Annotated in this window: 18 protein-coding genes; 4 read left to right on the top strand and 14 right to left on the bottom strand. The window is 41.8% G+C overall.

Annotated elements, in window-relative coordinates; translation table 11 throughout:
- Position 1: 1 nt before the first annotated feature.
- A complete protein-coding gene (locus AB4Z50_RS32100; protein WP_441885733.1) occupies positions 2-397 on the bottom strand; it encodes a GNAT family N-acetyltransferase in 396 nt (131 codons plus the stop codon).
- A gap of 228 nt (positions 398-625) precedes the next feature.
- Here AB4Z50_RS32100 and AB4Z50_RS32105 point away from each other — a divergent pair, with 228 nt between their 5' ends.
- Genes AB4Z50_RS32105 through AB4Z50_RS32115 form a run of 3 tightly spaced genes read left to right on the top strand, consistent with a single transcriptional unit; the run spans position 626 to position 1753 of the window.
- Complete coding sequence (locus tag AB4Z50_RS32105; protein ID WP_441885736.1) at positions 626-1261, top strand: hypothetical protein; 636 nt, start codon at positions 626-628, stop codon at positions 1259-1261.
- Positions 1262-1287: 26 nt separating this feature from the next.
- On the top strand, positions 1288-1503 hold the full coding sequence (locus tag AB4Z50_RS32110) for a hypothetical protein (RefSeq protein WP_339209148.1): 216 nt from the start codon (positions 1288-1290) through the stop codon (positions 1501-1503).
- 28 nt (positions 1504-1531) lie between these two features.
- On the top strand, positions 1532-1753 hold the full coding sequence (locus tag AB4Z50_RS32115; RefSeq protein WP_441885739.1) for a hypothetical protein: 222 nt from the start codon (positions 1532-1534) through the stop codon (positions 1751-1753).
- A 56-nt stretch (positions 1754-1809) separates the two neighbouring features.
- Here AB4Z50_RS32115 and AB4Z50_RS32120 read toward each other — a convergent pair whose 3' ends face one another.
- From AB4Z50_RS32120 to AB4Z50_RS32150, 7 genes are all read right to left on the bottom strand, one after another.
- Positions 1810-2250 carry a hypothetical protein gene (locus AB4Z50_RS32120; protein ID WP_441885742.1) on the bottom strand — a complete coding sequence of 147 codons (441 nt, stop codon included), beginning with the start codon at positions 2248-2250 and terminating at the stop codon, positions 1810-1812.
- Positions 2231-3181, bottom strand: a complete 951-nt coding sequence (locus tag AB4Z50_RS32125) for an aminoglycoside phosphotransferase family protein (RefSeq protein ID WP_441885745.1) — start codon at positions 3179-3181, stop codon at positions 2231-2233. Before AB4Z50_RS32125 ends, AB4Z50_RS32120 begins: the two co-directional genes overlap by 20 nt.
- A 39-nt stretch (positions 3182-3220) precedes the next feature.
- On the bottom strand, positions 3221-5008 hold the full coding sequence (locus tag AB4Z50_RS32130) for an ABC transporter substrate-binding protein (protein WP_441885748.1): 1788 nt from the start codon (positions 5006-5008) through the stop codon (positions 3221-3223).
- 58 nt (positions 5009-5066) lie between these two features.
- The gene (gene hisA / locus AB4Z50_RS32135; RefSeq protein ID WP_441885751.1) at positions 5067-5816 is read right to left on the bottom strand and encodes a phosphoribosylformimino-5-aminoimidazole carboxamide ribotide isomerase; all 750 of its coding nucleotides are present in this window, start codon (positions 5814-5816) and stop codon (positions 5067-5069) included.
- Positions 5817-5927: 111 nt separating this feature from the next.
- Positions 5928-6614, bottom strand: a complete 687-nt coding sequence (locus AB4Z50_RS32140) for an HAD family hydrolase (protein WP_441885754.1) — start codon at positions 6612-6614, stop codon at positions 5928-5930.
- 28 nt (positions 6615-6642) lie between these two features.
- Complete coding sequence (locus AB4Z50_RS32145) at positions 6643-7191, bottom strand: NUDIX hydrolase (RefSeq protein WP_441885757.1); 549 nt, start codon at positions 7189-7191, stop codon at positions 6643-6645.
- Between the two features lie 174 nt (positions 7192-7365).
- The gene (locus tag AB4Z50_RS32150) at positions 7366-8565 is read right to left on the bottom strand and encodes an oxalate decarboxylase family bicupin (RefSeq protein ID WP_441885760.1); all 1200 of its coding nucleotides are present in this window, start codon (positions 8563-8565) and stop codon (positions 7366-7368) included.
- Positions 8566-8705: 140 nt separating this feature from the next.
- Between AB4Z50_RS32150 and nagZ the strand changes: the two genes are divergently transcribed.
- Complete coding sequence (nagZ, locus tag AB4Z50_RS32155) at positions 8706-9968, top strand: beta-N-acetylhexosaminidase (protein WP_441885763.1); 1263 nt, start codon at positions 8706-8708, stop codon at positions 9966-9968.
- A 121-nt stretch (positions 9969-10089) separates the two neighbouring features.
- Here the strand turns inward: nagZ and fabI are convergent, their stop codons facing one another.
- From fabI to AB4Z50_RS32185, 6 genes are all read right to left on the bottom strand, one after another.
- Positions 10090-10866 (bottom strand): enoyl-ACP reductase FabI, encoded by a 777-nt coding sequence (gene fabI / locus AB4Z50_RS32160; protein WP_076269326.1) that lies wholly within the window; start codon positions 10864-10866, stop codon positions 10090-10092.
- Between the two features lie 32 nt (positions 10867-10898).
- Positions 10899-11489 (bottom strand): AAA family ATPase, encoded by a 591-nt coding sequence (locus AB4Z50_RS32165; RefSeq protein WP_441885766.1) that lies wholly within the window; start codon positions 11487-11489, stop codon positions 10899-10901.
- Between the two features lie 69 nt (positions 11490-11558).
- Entirely contained in the window at positions 11559-12452 is an 894-nt protein-coding gene (locus AB4Z50_RS32170) for a DinB family protein (protein ID WP_441885769.1), read from the bottom strand.
- A gap of 37 nt (positions 12453-12489) precedes the next feature.
- Positions 12490-13206: a class I SAM-dependent methyltransferase gene (locus AB4Z50_RS32175; protein WP_441885772.1), complete on the bottom strand. Its 717-nt coding sequence runs from the start codon at positions 13204-13206 to the stop codon at positions 12490-12492.
- A gap of 172 nt (positions 13207-13378) precedes the next feature.
- On the bottom strand, positions 13379-13654 hold the full coding sequence (locus tag AB4Z50_RS32180) for a hypothetical protein (RefSeq protein ID WP_441885775.1): 276 nt from the start codon (positions 13652-13654) through the stop codon (positions 13379-13381).
- Between the two features lie 14 nt (positions 13655-13668).
- On the bottom strand, positions 13669-14214 hold the full coding sequence (locus AB4Z50_RS32185) for a hypothetical protein (protein ID WP_441885778.1): 546 nt from the start codon (positions 14212-14214) through the stop codon (positions 13669-13671).
- Between the last annotated feature and the right edge of the window lie 71 nt (positions 14215-14285).

Consider the following 14285-nt stretch of genomic DNA (forward strand, 5'->3'; position numbering starts at 1 on the left):
CTTAACGTTCTCTTGCTATTACAAAGCCTTTATCCGTAGAGGTAAATCCAATTCTCGGGTAATAGTCGACAGCTGAAGGTGCAGACAACAAGACAAGTGACACTTGCGCACCAAGTGTTTGCCTAAGTCGCTCTACCAGCTCCTTGCCGATACCTAATCTTTGGTAGTCGTGATCAATTGCCAAATCAGACAGATAGCAGCAATAGGAATAGTCTGTAATCGCCCGCGCTATTCCGACCAGTTTATTGCCGTCCCATGCACTAATAATGATATCTGCATGATCGATCATTTTTTGCAAGCGTTCTAAATCTTGATAAGGTCTTTTAATCCCAGAGCTCGCAAATACTTGCGACAAGTCTTGCGCGGACAAGTTTTTATCGTTCTGATAATGTATCATAACTATTCCTCTCTCCTTTGCTTATTGATTCCCATGATTATACATCTTAAGTTGATTATAGGGTAGATTGTTTTTATAATCCCTTTTACCATTCAAATCATTTTTGAAAACTATGAAAATACGTCTATCTATCCTCTTCACTAGCATAATTGGGGTAATCCCTAGTCCCTTTTCTGGCAAAAAGAAATACATATATAGGAGCAATAGCTTTATAGGAGGGATTATATTTTGATAGCTTCTGCAAATTCAACCACAGTGCAGCTTCAGACTGTGAGCAAGAAACGGAAAAAAATAGTGAGTAAAAAGAGAAATGTCGTTATTCATGGCAAGCTGCACTTACATCATAGCAATGGCAGTCTGAGCAATACGGAATGTAAACCTAAAGTTGTGCGGAAACACAAAAAAAGAAAGACCGATCGCTGCCACCTTAAAGTACAGAAAAAGGGAAGTCCAAGTGGGCAAAGAGGTTTGCAAGGCCCTGCCGGTCCAACCGGTCTTACAGGTCCTCAAGGCGCAGCAGGAGCACAAGGAGCGGCTGGAGCTGTTGGTCCTCAAGGCATTCAAGGACCACAAGGCGTCCCCGGTTCATTAGGACCGCAGGGTCTTCAGGGTTCTCAGGGTCTTCAAGGCGTTCAGGGTCCCCCGGGACCGTCAAGCGGGTTTGACTTTACAGAGCTCATTACACTGCTTAATGGCTACCTTATTGTAGGTACTCTCATTAACGTTATGACACCGGGACAGCCGACCGGGTTCACTGGAACAGTAATCAGCGTACAATCAACACTTGTCCAATTAAACACGGTCGCAGGCACTTTGATGTTTATCCCGTTTTCCTTCATCACGAACATTGAAACAATTTCATAACTCCCTATGAGAAGAGGTTTGTGCTCATGTCAACAACGCTTTCAGGCGATTTGATCGCTTTACTCGGCAAAGAAGTGTTTGTCATGACGAATGGCTTTGGTCAGCTTGCTGTAATCGGAAGACTCGATCAGGTTGGTAACGACTTTATACTCGTTTCCTTCGATCAAGATAGTTTTCTATACGAGCTGCGAATCTTTTATGCAAACATTATATATGTCCACGAGAATCCAGCAGTTTCATAAACAAGATTCTAAGGAGAGTAGGCTTGCGATGTCTATTATTTCAAATGGAAATCAGATTCTTCCAGGTACTGCTATTTATAGTTTACTCAAGCGCCATATTGGCAGCATTATTTATATAACGACCTCAACAGGAAATGAAGAAGGCCAGTTGATGGCATTTAACGCTAACTTTTTGACCATTACGACAACTGCCTTAGAAACAAAATATGTACTATCAGCAGAGCTGGTCTCTTTCACATTTCGTTCTTAATAAAAAAACAGGCTGGATCTAAAGGTTTTTGACCATTAGGTACAGCCTGCTTTATATTAAAGAGCCCCATTCTCTAGTTCAACAGCATGTCTAGCAATCGCTCTTAAAATATCATCGAACATTTCTTCTTGTTCCCAAATGACTTTGAAGCCTTGCACTAACAAGTCACCCAATCCCTGCTCCAAAGGTCTATGCAGCCACTCGGTATCTGCAACACCAAAGTCAGCTTCGATTCCACTTGCATACTCTATTTTTAGAGAGGTTAGCAAAACATATTCCTCTTTCGTCGCTTGCTCTATAGCCTCGTATTGGAACTGATATAAAATGGCATCTACTGTTTTTTGCTTCTTATCGGTAACGAGAAGAAAGCTTAAATTCGAATCCTCTTCACTCTCATCGTCCGCACAAGGCCCAACAAACGCAATTCCAGTAATATGCGAATGTCCGCCTGCCCATTTTACAAATTCGTACATAAGCTTATAATGATCCGGTCTCATATTCTTGAACCTCCAAATACCATCGTGGAACTATGCTGTCAAAATAATGATGATCCTCTAACACTCGCTCCAGCTTCTCTACCATAATGGGCAGCTCAACTGGCCGCACCTTCAATATCCAAACGATTGAGGAGATAATCGTCATCGCAAGATAAAGAGAATATAAGGTCCAGAACTTCTCATCAGGCTCTTGTTCGGCATGATATCCTTTAATCGTACCAATCGTAAATGGAATGCTGATTTCACTGCTGAACATCCCGGCCTTCAGAAATTCATGTACCGGATCTCCCCAGTCCCATCGATTAAAATCAATGACGCCGGCTAATCTGCCTTCTTTTACAATTAAATTGCCCACATGGAAATCATCGTGCTGAAAAACGTTAGGCCGATCCTTCATCAGATGCAGATTTTGTTCAATAAAGGATAGAATCTGCTCATCGTCTTTCATTCGAGCCCCACTAGCCATATATTGCTCGATATAGCTCTTATGCTTTGCAAGCTTACGGTCATGCCATGACAAGACTGAAGCAGGAGCATGCCACTTATGCATCTTAGCAAGCTCTTGTCCCGCTTCCAATCCAATTGTATATTGAACCTCAGCGGAATAGGCAGGAATAGCTTCGGTAGCCTCATCGCCATCAATATACGTTAGTAGCATGTAACCCATCTCTGTATTTCGCAGAGTACTCATTTCGATTGGCTTGGAGCAATTAACGTCATATAGCTGCATACGCTGCATCACTTCATATTCAGCTTGTTTCGCTGCAAGCTCATCCAACGCGAAACATTTCAGCAAATAGAGCTGGCCGTTCTTCTCGACTAGAAACTTTTGATCATTCGAATAACCTTTATTTATTTTTGAAATTCGACTGCTGCCATGAAGTGTGTCTATACCTTTGACAATGTTGTCGATGAGCTCCTGCTCATTCATAATCTCACCTCGCATATCCAAATAAAAACGATCTAATCATCACGTATTTCTTAACCAGACGTTTTTATAATCGATTTTACCCCATGCGTTTAACGAAATTCCTTGCAGCGTTTGATGATGTCCTACAATCTGCAGGCTATGATATAAGAACAATATGCTGAAATTTCGTTTGAGCTCCTCTTGTATGCTTATCAAATAACCCATTCTAATATCTGAATTCTCATACCGCAAACAATTTGAAATTTGTTGATTGATATTCATCTTGTCAACCGCACCCAGATGGTTCGTAATAAAACTGTTCTTTGACATATACATCTCAATAAGCGAAATATCAGGCTGCTCTCCGAGTACTTCCCCACTAAGGATCATATCCGCTTTCATTATGATTTCGGGATTAGCGAGCTCTTCGAGCGAAAGCTTTACGATTTCTAGTGAAATGCCTAAATGCTTGTATACCCTTTGCAACCATTTCGAAGTTTGATCATTCGCAGGCATTTCATAAGTATATAACGTAATGGTCTCGCCCTTATATCCTGACTCTTCAAGCAATGTTGCCGCTAGTTGCGTATCATAATCGTTATAGAAAGCCTTATCGGTATCCTCTAAATTAAAGCCGGTTGAAGGCTGGTGCCTAATGCCGCCTAATTCGTGGATCATTTGCTGCCGATCTATTCCGTAGTGCAAAGCTTGGCGAAACTTCATTTGCTGCGTGATGCCTTTTTTCGCTGTATTGATGGTAATAAAAGTGCTGCCTTTCTCCAATTGTGCCAGCGCTGGTCTTAAACTCTCCTTGATTTGCGCTTCAAAATAAACCAGTTGATCTTCACCGTCTGACTGCAGCTGCTCTTGATTTTCCTCATAGTTTGGCCACACCCACATTTCAATGCGATCCAGATGAGGACAACCTTCCAAATAAAACTCATTGGCTTCTGCAACGAGCATAGACTCATTGTTTTTGGTAATCTTGAACGGTCCAGTCCCAATAGGCATGATGGCAAACTGCTCATCAGAACCAGTACCATCGAGCATTTCAGGTACAATCGAATAACGTTCCGTACAAAGAAAGTGAAGAAACAGCGCGTTAGGCTCATTTAGCTCGAAGGTAATGCCGTACTTGCTCGTTTCTCTTATTTCCTTTATCTTGGACGTTAACCACTCCGCAGGCGAGCTTGTGAGCAGTCTTTGAAAAGTAAATGCGACATCTCGCGAGGTCATTATCTTATCATTGTGAAAACGAACGCCCTTGCGCAAAAAAAACGTCCAGCTCGTTTTCATAACGTTGCTTTCCCAGTAATGAGCAAGCTGAGGGTGGAATTTACCATCTTGATTTGAATATCTGACCAATGTATTAAAAACCTGCTCTATCCAATGCGTCTCCATGCGGCGACAGACAAAAGCAGGATCTAAGCGCAAGAGAGGACGATAAAACGGAAACCTCAGTACATCCTTCTCCTCCATATCCCGCTTCACGCCAAACAACTCAGACAACCATGTCATAATTTCGGATTTCACAGCTGGATCCTGAAGCATCTCAAGCATGCTCCAAGCCTCGTTGATCTTCCCTTTCTCGACTAGCCACTTCGCTTTGCTGAGTACGATATCACGGTATGAAACAAGAAATACGATTTGCGAAAGATTGCCGCGGCCACGACCGGGCAACCATTCGATATAGCTCTTTTCCATCATTTTTGTCAAAAGTATTTGTACATTTCTGCGTGTACAAGACAATATGTCGCAGATCCGTTCCATGGATAAAAAAATAGGCTCGCGTTCTGGGTTTGCTGGAAAAGTGTTTCTTAACCTGCAATAATATTCTTCCACATCCATCCTTAACACCACCTAGGAAACGAAGTCTCAGTTAGCCAGCTTCGTTGCTGTTTTCTCTCTAAGCCTTGTTACTGTAGGCAACAACTTCCTCATAGGATAATTGCCCGCCAAAAATATCAAGCGCACTGCCGATTGTAATATCCAGCTTGCCATTTGAAAGCTCATTAAATTGATCCATATCCGCAATCGACCTTGCCCCGCCGGCATAGGTTGTCGGAATCGTTACCCAATCAGTTAATGAACGAACGAGACTTTGCTGAATGCCGCTCTGCTTGCCTTCCACATCAACAGCATGAACAAGAAACTCATTGCAATATTGCTCAAGGAATGAGATGTTTTGTTGGTTCACAACGAACTCGCTGAATTGCTTCCATTGATTCGTCACAACAAACCATTGCCCGTCCTTCTCCTTGCAGCTTAGATCGATTACTAAACGGTCTTTCCCCACTTCAGCGACGATCTTCGCAAGATGATCCTCATTCAGCTGACCATCTTTAAAAATATATGAGGTTACAATAATATGCGATGCGCCCTTCTCCAAATAAAAGGCAGCGTTATCCGCAGTAATACCACCGCCAATTTGCAAACCGCCAGGATATGCCGCAAGAGCCCGAACTGCCGCTTCCTCGTTTCCGCCGCCGAGCATAATCACATGACCGCCCGTAAGCGCGTCTTTCTTGAACAGTTCTGCATAATAAGCAGAATCTTGTTTGGATACAAAGTTCTCTATGATTTCGGCATTCAAAGTTTCACCGACAATTTGTTTCACTTTACCGTCATGCAAATCGATACAAGGTCTAAATTTCAATTTTCATTCCTCAATTCTGTATGTTGTAAGTATGAATATTCTCTTATATGAAAAATAACCTAATCCTCTATGTAAATCAACAATGCTGCACAATCTTGATGGTTTTATTACTTAACGCTTCTCCACTATACGTGGTGCCTTTAATTCTATCGTTTCAATAAGCTCAGACAAGCTTCTTTCTGCCATTGAAGGAATTAGTAAATCATAATCCATGAAAGCAAAATCCTTCGTCAGCTCGTTTGGAACGATCACTGTATTAAGCCCTGCTGCTTTAGCTGCTAAAAAACCATTTAAAGAATCCTCGAATGAAATCGCTTCACTCGCTTCAACTCCAAGCTTCTGCAGCGCCAGCAAATACAGCTCCGGATTAGGTTTGACCAGTTCAACCTCATCAGCCGTACTGAAGCTGTCAAAATAATGATCCAATTGATGTTTAATCAAATATGGCTTTATCCAAGAAAGCTGAGAGCTGGATGCAAGACCAACTTTGAGATTCATTCGCTTCGCCTCATTCAAGTAGTCCATCACTCCTGGGCGAATATCAGCTGACTTAAGCAGCTCTGCATACACTTCTTTAAATTTTGCTTTAACAGCTGCTAAATCTATCGTTTCAGTTACACAATCAGCAATATAAGTATAAGGGTTAAATTGATCCAGCGACGTCCCTACACATTTGGCATACAGCGACACAGGCAGCTCTACTCCATACTCCTCATAAACTTGACGAAAAGCATAATAGGATGGCGTTTCCGTATCAATAATAAGACCGTCAAAATCAAAGACTAACGCTTTAATCAATCGACTCATCCTCTCTATAGTACATTCATTATCTATGCGATTCTTGTTTGATCGCGTAACTGCTTAAATATAGCTCTCTACTAGAAGTATCTGATTCGATGCTGGAAGAAATCTCTTTATGTTTGATATCAATTAAATTCTCGTTTTTATAGACGCAATGGTGATCGTAACTATTAGCTTCATTCAGCATCATAGGCAGTGTGATTGGAATATTGGACACGATGCCGACATTGTTTTTATCCATAATCCATTCGAATGTTTTCCAATCCAAAATCCCTTCATCTGTTTTCTTAGGTGTCGCATATTCAAAGGAAGCCGGCACTTCTGCTATATACGCATACATGCCGCCAAAATCAAAATTATCGCCAGACCAGGTAACTAATCCTTTAAAATGCAAATCGTAATGACGAATACCCGTTTCTTCTTCAATCTCTCTAATCATCGCTTCCCTCGGAGACTCCTGCGGTTCAAGCTTGCCGCCAATCCCATTCCAGCAGCCCATCCAGCTGGATTTCTCACGATTTAGCAACAATATTTCATTGGCGCGTTTAATAAAACAAATATTATATTTCAGCATCATCGTTCTCCTATGTTCGTGTTCTCATATAAAATTTGTACTATTCCTGGCTATCATCATAGCTATACTTTACCACATTGCTGTTTTAGAAGAGAACCTGTCCACAAAATTAAGAAGATTTCCCAAAAAGCATGAAATCACTTTTTAGAAAATCTTCATTATTATGATATCTGCCTACTTCGGTTTATAGGAGAAGTTCGGATATTTTACAACAGGCCATTTCTCTTTGCGCAGGGCATCCATCAGCTCCGGACCGACATGCAAATTACTTTCAACCAGTTCACACGGAGTTAGCGCCATCCACTGGTTCAATGACACATCAACAAAGCGATCACTTTTGAACATCTCCAAAAACCAAAGTGATTGGCTGCCCGTATTTTGGATATAATGTCCATAAGCAAATGGTACGTATCCAACGTCACCTGCACGATAATCAAAGGTTCGAGCGACACCGTTTCCAGCAAACACGGTCATACGGCCCTGTCCAGCAAGATAATATTGCCACTCATCGTTGTTTGGATGCCAGTGAAGCTCACGCATTCCTCCTGGCAGTATCTCTACGAGAGCAGCAGCAATCGTTTTCGAGATGGGAAAGTTTGAGGAATCCACAACCCGCACACTTCCGCCAGGAGTTTTAAGTGGTGGCTGCGCCAACAAGCGATGTGTAAATGGAGATGGAACCTCCCCATATGGTGATTGCACCTTTTGGCTTTCAATCGACCCTGGCACCTCATCCTGATAAATATAAACCTGATCGGTAGGAATATGTTGAAAAGCGCTTTCGGGAACGCCAAAATTTGCAGACAACACGTCCTTTGGCGTATGTGCAAACCAATCGGAGATGGATAATGTATTCAGATCAGAGAAGGTGCCATCGTCAAAAACAAGCAAAAATTCGCAGCCGCCCTCAAGCCCTTGAATGGAATGAGGGATGCCTGCTGGAAAATACCAAAGATCTCCTTCACCGATGTCAGCGATCATATTGCGTCCAGCTTGATCAACTGAAGTAATTCGCGCTTTACCAAGCAGCATATAAGCCCATTCGGCTTGCTGATGCCAGTGCATCTCTCGAACGCCGCCTGCTGTGAGACTCATATTGACTGCCGCGAGAGTTGTTGCAATCGGCAAGTCTCGAACGGTTACCTCGCGTGACCAGCCGCCTTTGTTTAATTGCATATGTGTATCCGAGAATGAAAATTTTAAATTAGGAAGCAAACCCGAATCGGTAACGGGGGGAACGAGCATGTTCGGGTTTTCAATATCACGCATGATATCTCGCGGACCTTGGTCTATATTTCCCGTTCCATCACTTGCTCGAATGGGCTGAGGGATAACTGTGCTGCTATTTGAATCTTGGGGATGATCCTCCATCATAGTCCTCCTCAACTTTAAAATAAGTGTAGTAGCTTTCATAACCTATACAGCTTATGATGGGAAAATGAGCATTATTCAAATTGTCAGCAGGCATAAGTCGTGCCAATAAAGGTGATCATGCAACGAGGGAGGAATTTATGATGATAAAAAAAGCAGTTACACTACTAACCCTTTTAATCATTTGTTCAAGTTGGAGCACGGGTAACACTTCAACGTCTCCATCACCAACAATAAGTCCAAGTGACCAGCCAACGATTATGCCTAGCCCGAAACCGACTGACAAATCGACTGACAAACCAGCGGAACAAAATGATCCACTTAAACAAAAAATCGCCAACATGACTTTAGATGAGAAAATCGGCCAAATGGTCATTGTAGGTCTTGAAGGTACTTCAATGGATAAGCAGGCAAAAGAGCTGATTGAAAAATACCGGGTTGGCGGATTTATTTTGTATAAGGACAATATGAACGATGCAGCACAAATATTAAAACTGCTTAATCAGCTAAAAGAAACCAATCAAAAAAATCAAACACCTTTATGGTTAAGTGTCGATCAGGAGGGTGGAAAAGTAAATCGAATGCCCGAAGAGTACATTAAGCTTCCTCCCCCCGCTGAGGTTGGTAAAGCTGGCAATACCGATTACACTTTTCAAATTGGACAAGCGCTTGGTGAAGAAGTTCGCTCCATCGGATTTAACATGGATTTTGCGCCTGTATTAGATATTAACAGCAACCCAAAAAATCCTGTCATCGGCAATCGATCCTACGGGACCAACGCAGAAACAGTCATTACACATGGCCTGGAAACGATGAAAGCCATTCAATCTAAGCAAGTGGCTGCAGTCGTCAAGCATTTTCCAGGACACGGCGATACTTCAGTAGATTCTCATCTCGATCTGCCTGTCGTGAATAAATCCTTGGCAGAGCTTAAGGCATTTGAGCTGCTTCCATTCGTCGAAGCGATCCAGCAGGATACCGATGCGATTATGATTGCCCATTTGTTAATTCCGAAGATCGATAAAGACTACCCTGCTTCCCTTTCCAAAAAGATGATTTCGAAATTATTGCGCGAGGAACTCGGTTATGAAGGAGTCGTTATGACTGATGATATGACGATGGGCGGCATAACGGAGCATTTTGATGTTGGGAAAGCTGCAGTCACCTCGATTTTGGCTGGAAGTGATATCATCCTCATCGGACATGATTACAAAACGCAGCTATCCGTCCTCCAATCGCTCAAAAAAAGTGCACGCGACGGCGTTATTTCGAGGGATATGCTGGATAAAAGCGTTTATCGCATTTTAAGCTTAAAAGAAAAGTATAAGCTTGAAGATAAAACACTACCTTCTATTGATGTAAAAGCTGTCAATCTTCAAATCAAAGCCGCTATTCAATCAAAATAAAGTGAATTGCAGGAGACAGATCTACCTATTGTTCGAATCGACTCTACCGCATAGGTTAAAACATCCATAAAAAAAGCTCAGACCTCGTTATGAGATCTGAGCCATTTTTTATTTGAACGAATTACAAAGCAAGAATGTGATAACCGGCATCCACGTGAAGAACTTCCCCTGTGATGCCTCTCGACAACTGGCTAAGCAAGAACATCGTTGCATCTCCAACTTCATCCTGATCTATATTGCGACGAAGCGGCGCTCTTTCTTCGATCGTGGACATAATGTCATTAAAGCCTGAAACGCCTTTTGCAGCAAGCGTCCGAATTGGACCTGCAGATACCGCGTTAACACGAATGCCATATTTGCCCAAATCCTCAGCAAGGTACATTACACTGGCTTCAAGCGCGGCTTTCGCAACGCCCATAACATTATAGTTTTTTACCACTCGTTCTGCGCCGATATACGTTTGCGTAACGATGCTCCCGCCTTCGGTCATAAGCTTCTTCGCTTCACGCGCAACGGCAACTAACGAGTAGGAGCTGGAGTTTTGCGCAAGCAAATAACCTTCTCTTGTTGTGTCTACATATTCCCCTTGCAGCTCATCCTTCTCAGCAAACGCGACGGAATGAACTACGCCATGAATAACGCCAACCTTCTGCTCCAATTGCTTAAATGCCTCAATAACACTATTGTCATCAAGCACATCGCAGGAAACGGCTTCCAACGCTTCTATTTGATGCTGCTCGAGCAGTTTTTTGAGTTTTTCCAATGATCTTTCCTTACGGTAAGTGAAAACCAGCTTAGCACCTTGATTATGCAGTGATTTAGCTACTCCCCAAGCTATGCTGCGTTCATTGGCTACACCCATAATTACGATTACCTTGTTGTTCATTAAGTTAGACATGATGTTCCTCCCAGTTTCCTAATTTCTTTTTCTTAAAATCGAATGTGCTTCACCTGCGTGATCACGCGGTCAAACGATCTTTTTAACGAGCTTCTTTGGTCCGGCAGCAATTGAATATTCGAAAGCGAAGCAATATGCTCCACATTATCCACGATGGACGAATGATCCGTTTGCAGATGGTGACCAAACCTTTCATCCGAAAGAGCTGCCACACATCTCTTTATTTGCTGTATCGGCCAAGAGTTTTTCCGCTCGCCTCTGCCCCGAAGTCGTTTCATTAAAGTCTCTTCCGTTGCACACAGAGCATAGTGAATAATTTCCACTCCATCTCCCCGTAAGCGACCAATGATCTCCTCAAAATATTGCGGGTTTACGACTGTCATCGGTACGATTATGATGCCATCATAGGTTTCATCGAGATGCTTCAGCATCGCATAATTAAAGTCACGCCACATCGGATTGTGTTGAAAATCACTCGTATGAGTTGAACGCGGCGTATTTTTACGAATAAAATAACCAACATTCTCTGGATCGTATACAAATGAATGTTCCGCTCTTTTATGCAGTTCATACGCAGTTTGTGTCTTCCCAGCGCCAAACGCGCCATTAATCCATATAATCATGACTGTCACCTCGACATCATTGTCATATCATTGTTCTATACTAACGATTCGCTTCGTCATATTCAACTTCTATTTCGAAATTGGCATACTTTTTTCTATTAAAGCTGCCTGTCGCTCATAGATAATATAATCTGTAAGTATCGGATCTGCTCCAGCTTGCCTAAGCAATAAAGCGATTTGTCCGCGGTGGTAGCTGCCATGCAAAACAACCTGCGTAAGGATATCGCTTATTTTTGTAGTGAACGGATTTCCTTTACTGTCTGAGTAATCACTTTCATTCCCATAGTCCGATTCAACCAGCTTGGAGAACAAAATTTCATAGTCCGCTTTATTTTGCTCAGCGAAATGTTCACATTGCTCTAAGGTGTGCGTCGGCCAAATCGCCATCCCCGCACTATCTTCTCCATTAATACGGGTTAGCCATACCTTCTCGGCAGCAAGGACATGACTAAGCAAGCTTAATGACTTCTCCATAGGAAGGTCACTCGATTTCAACGCCATAATAACTTGAGCATTCGCCCACGCGATATGTTGGAAACACTTCACAAAATGGTTATGTAAATGTCCTTCATTAGATTTGCCAACTGTAACAATATGAAGCGGTATTGATAGAGTCGATGACAATGTGATTTCGAGCTGCTGCCCAGGAACTAACTCATTTAAAATTTCAGGATAGATGACTCTAATTCGTTTCACTTTGYCGTTTTCGTTTAAAGCATAAATAATATTTTTATGCTTGCTAACCATTTTGGCATGGATAATTTGGTAGTTTTTGTTGAATACATCTACGACGTATACTATAAAAAAAACAATCATTACAAAACCCATAAAGAAGAAAAAGAAACCTATAGCTTCAGGACCATCATTCATATAAATGTTTATAAATTGAATAACGGCATTCATGCCAAGTACAAAGCTTGTCAGAAGCCCCATATAGAAAGATTTCATCGGTTTAAGATTCATTTGATCAACCTCCTCAATGTTGTTGTCAACGTACAATTTATCCTATCTTTCGGACGACAAAAGTGATGCAATCACTGCTCAGCAAAATATCCCTTTCATTTCTAACGATTGCAAATTCCAGCTGTTTGACGTGGTGGTCAATAACTTCCCAGCTCATATATGCTTTGCTTAACAAATGCTCCATCGCTTGTGTTTCCATATTTACTTCAATAAGAACTTCTAGACTTTCACCGCTTCTTATATCTGTTTCGCGAATATTGGTGTTTATGATGATACAATTGATTCCATTATCTTTTGTACCCGCAGTCATATGATGCAGTGTATGACGCAACATCGCTTCAGTATTCACATGCTCCAGCGAGGATACTGCTACAATATAATCATATTCTTTCTCTGAAATTGTAAAATTGTCTATATCGCTTGCAACAGGCTTTAGTAAATGATGCACTCCAAATTGCTCGCCATAACTCATTAGCTTACGCAGGGCTGACTCCAAGAGATCCACGCATACCACTTGTCCATGAATATGATGTTCTTGCAATACCTTTGCTATCGGTATGCTATTTCTACCTACTCCGCAGCCTAAATCAAGAACAGATAGCGGGCCTGATTTATCAAGTAAGTCAAGATTTTTCATAACCGTCAGCACAGGCTTATGCAGCCACGAGCCTTCCTCAAACAATTTATAATCATCATAGCAGACTTCGTGATATTTTTTCTCTTCCTCTCTAATTCTCGCTACCCTCTCATCCATAAAATAACCCTCTCTCTTTTTATGTGGCGTACTGGGTAATATTGATAGGTCTACTTAAATCCTGACATAACGGTGAGGTCGAAGCAACAAAATTTTACATCGATATCGCATAATTAATGGGTAAAAAAAAAAAGGAATTGCTGACTCGCGCCGAGCAATCCCTTTAGATTTATTATGGCTCAATGGAAACGAGCGTAGGTCTTTCCCATTTTCGGTGTTCATATTTAATATAATAATCATGATCCACTTCAATTAGTTTATAGATGCCTTTAGGAATTTGAATCATGTCTTGCTGCCCGCTCAAATCCTGAATTTTGATGGCTGTTTCATGAACCTCAATCACTTTCACCTGTGCTCCTGTTACATTCGAGTAAGAATTCCATATCGCTAATGCAAACAAGAGCAATAGGACCATTCCGATGGCAGCGAGCCTGTTAGTCTTTTTCATATCTACCTCCAAAATTAAGCTTGTTGATCCTCAGCAAGCATTTCTTTTATCATCTCAATATTTATTGCTGCTCTATGATTCAAGGACTTTTTGTCCTTTAGGTTTAACGATTTTAAATCATGACCCGGATCGATGATCAACGCACTCGACATAACGTCATCCAGAAGCTGAGCGGCTGATTTATACGCTTGATGAAGCAGCTCGGTACTCGCTTTACTTCTAACTAGTTTAATTATTTCGATCATATTTTCAGCATACATCAGCTTTACGATACTATCGGACGACTTGACGTGACGATTAGCGAAAGCCATAACATGCTCTACTATTATTGGATCTGAATTGTTTTTGGCGATCGAAAGCAGCTCAAGAACAGCGTCCCAGTTTCTAATCGACAGCTCACTGGCGTTTTTGGCAATCAAAACATCGTACCATGCCGTTTCCGTTTCTTTTGCAATCTCGTAGGACTTGTACTCCTCTAGCTCTCCCGCGCGATGCATCTGAAAATAATTGCCGTAGTAGGCAGTGAATAACTCTTGTGCACGACTATTCGTGTCTACCATTCTATCTCCACCTTCAAATTATACCTATAAACAAATGTCCAACTAGTATAGCAACTATACGATGATTTCGA

Origin of the sequence: Paenibacillus sp. 2TAB26, from assembly GCF_052115145.1 — a bacterium.
Lineage (GTDB): Bacteria > Bacillota > Bacilli > Paenibacillales > Paenibacillaceae > Pristimantibacillus.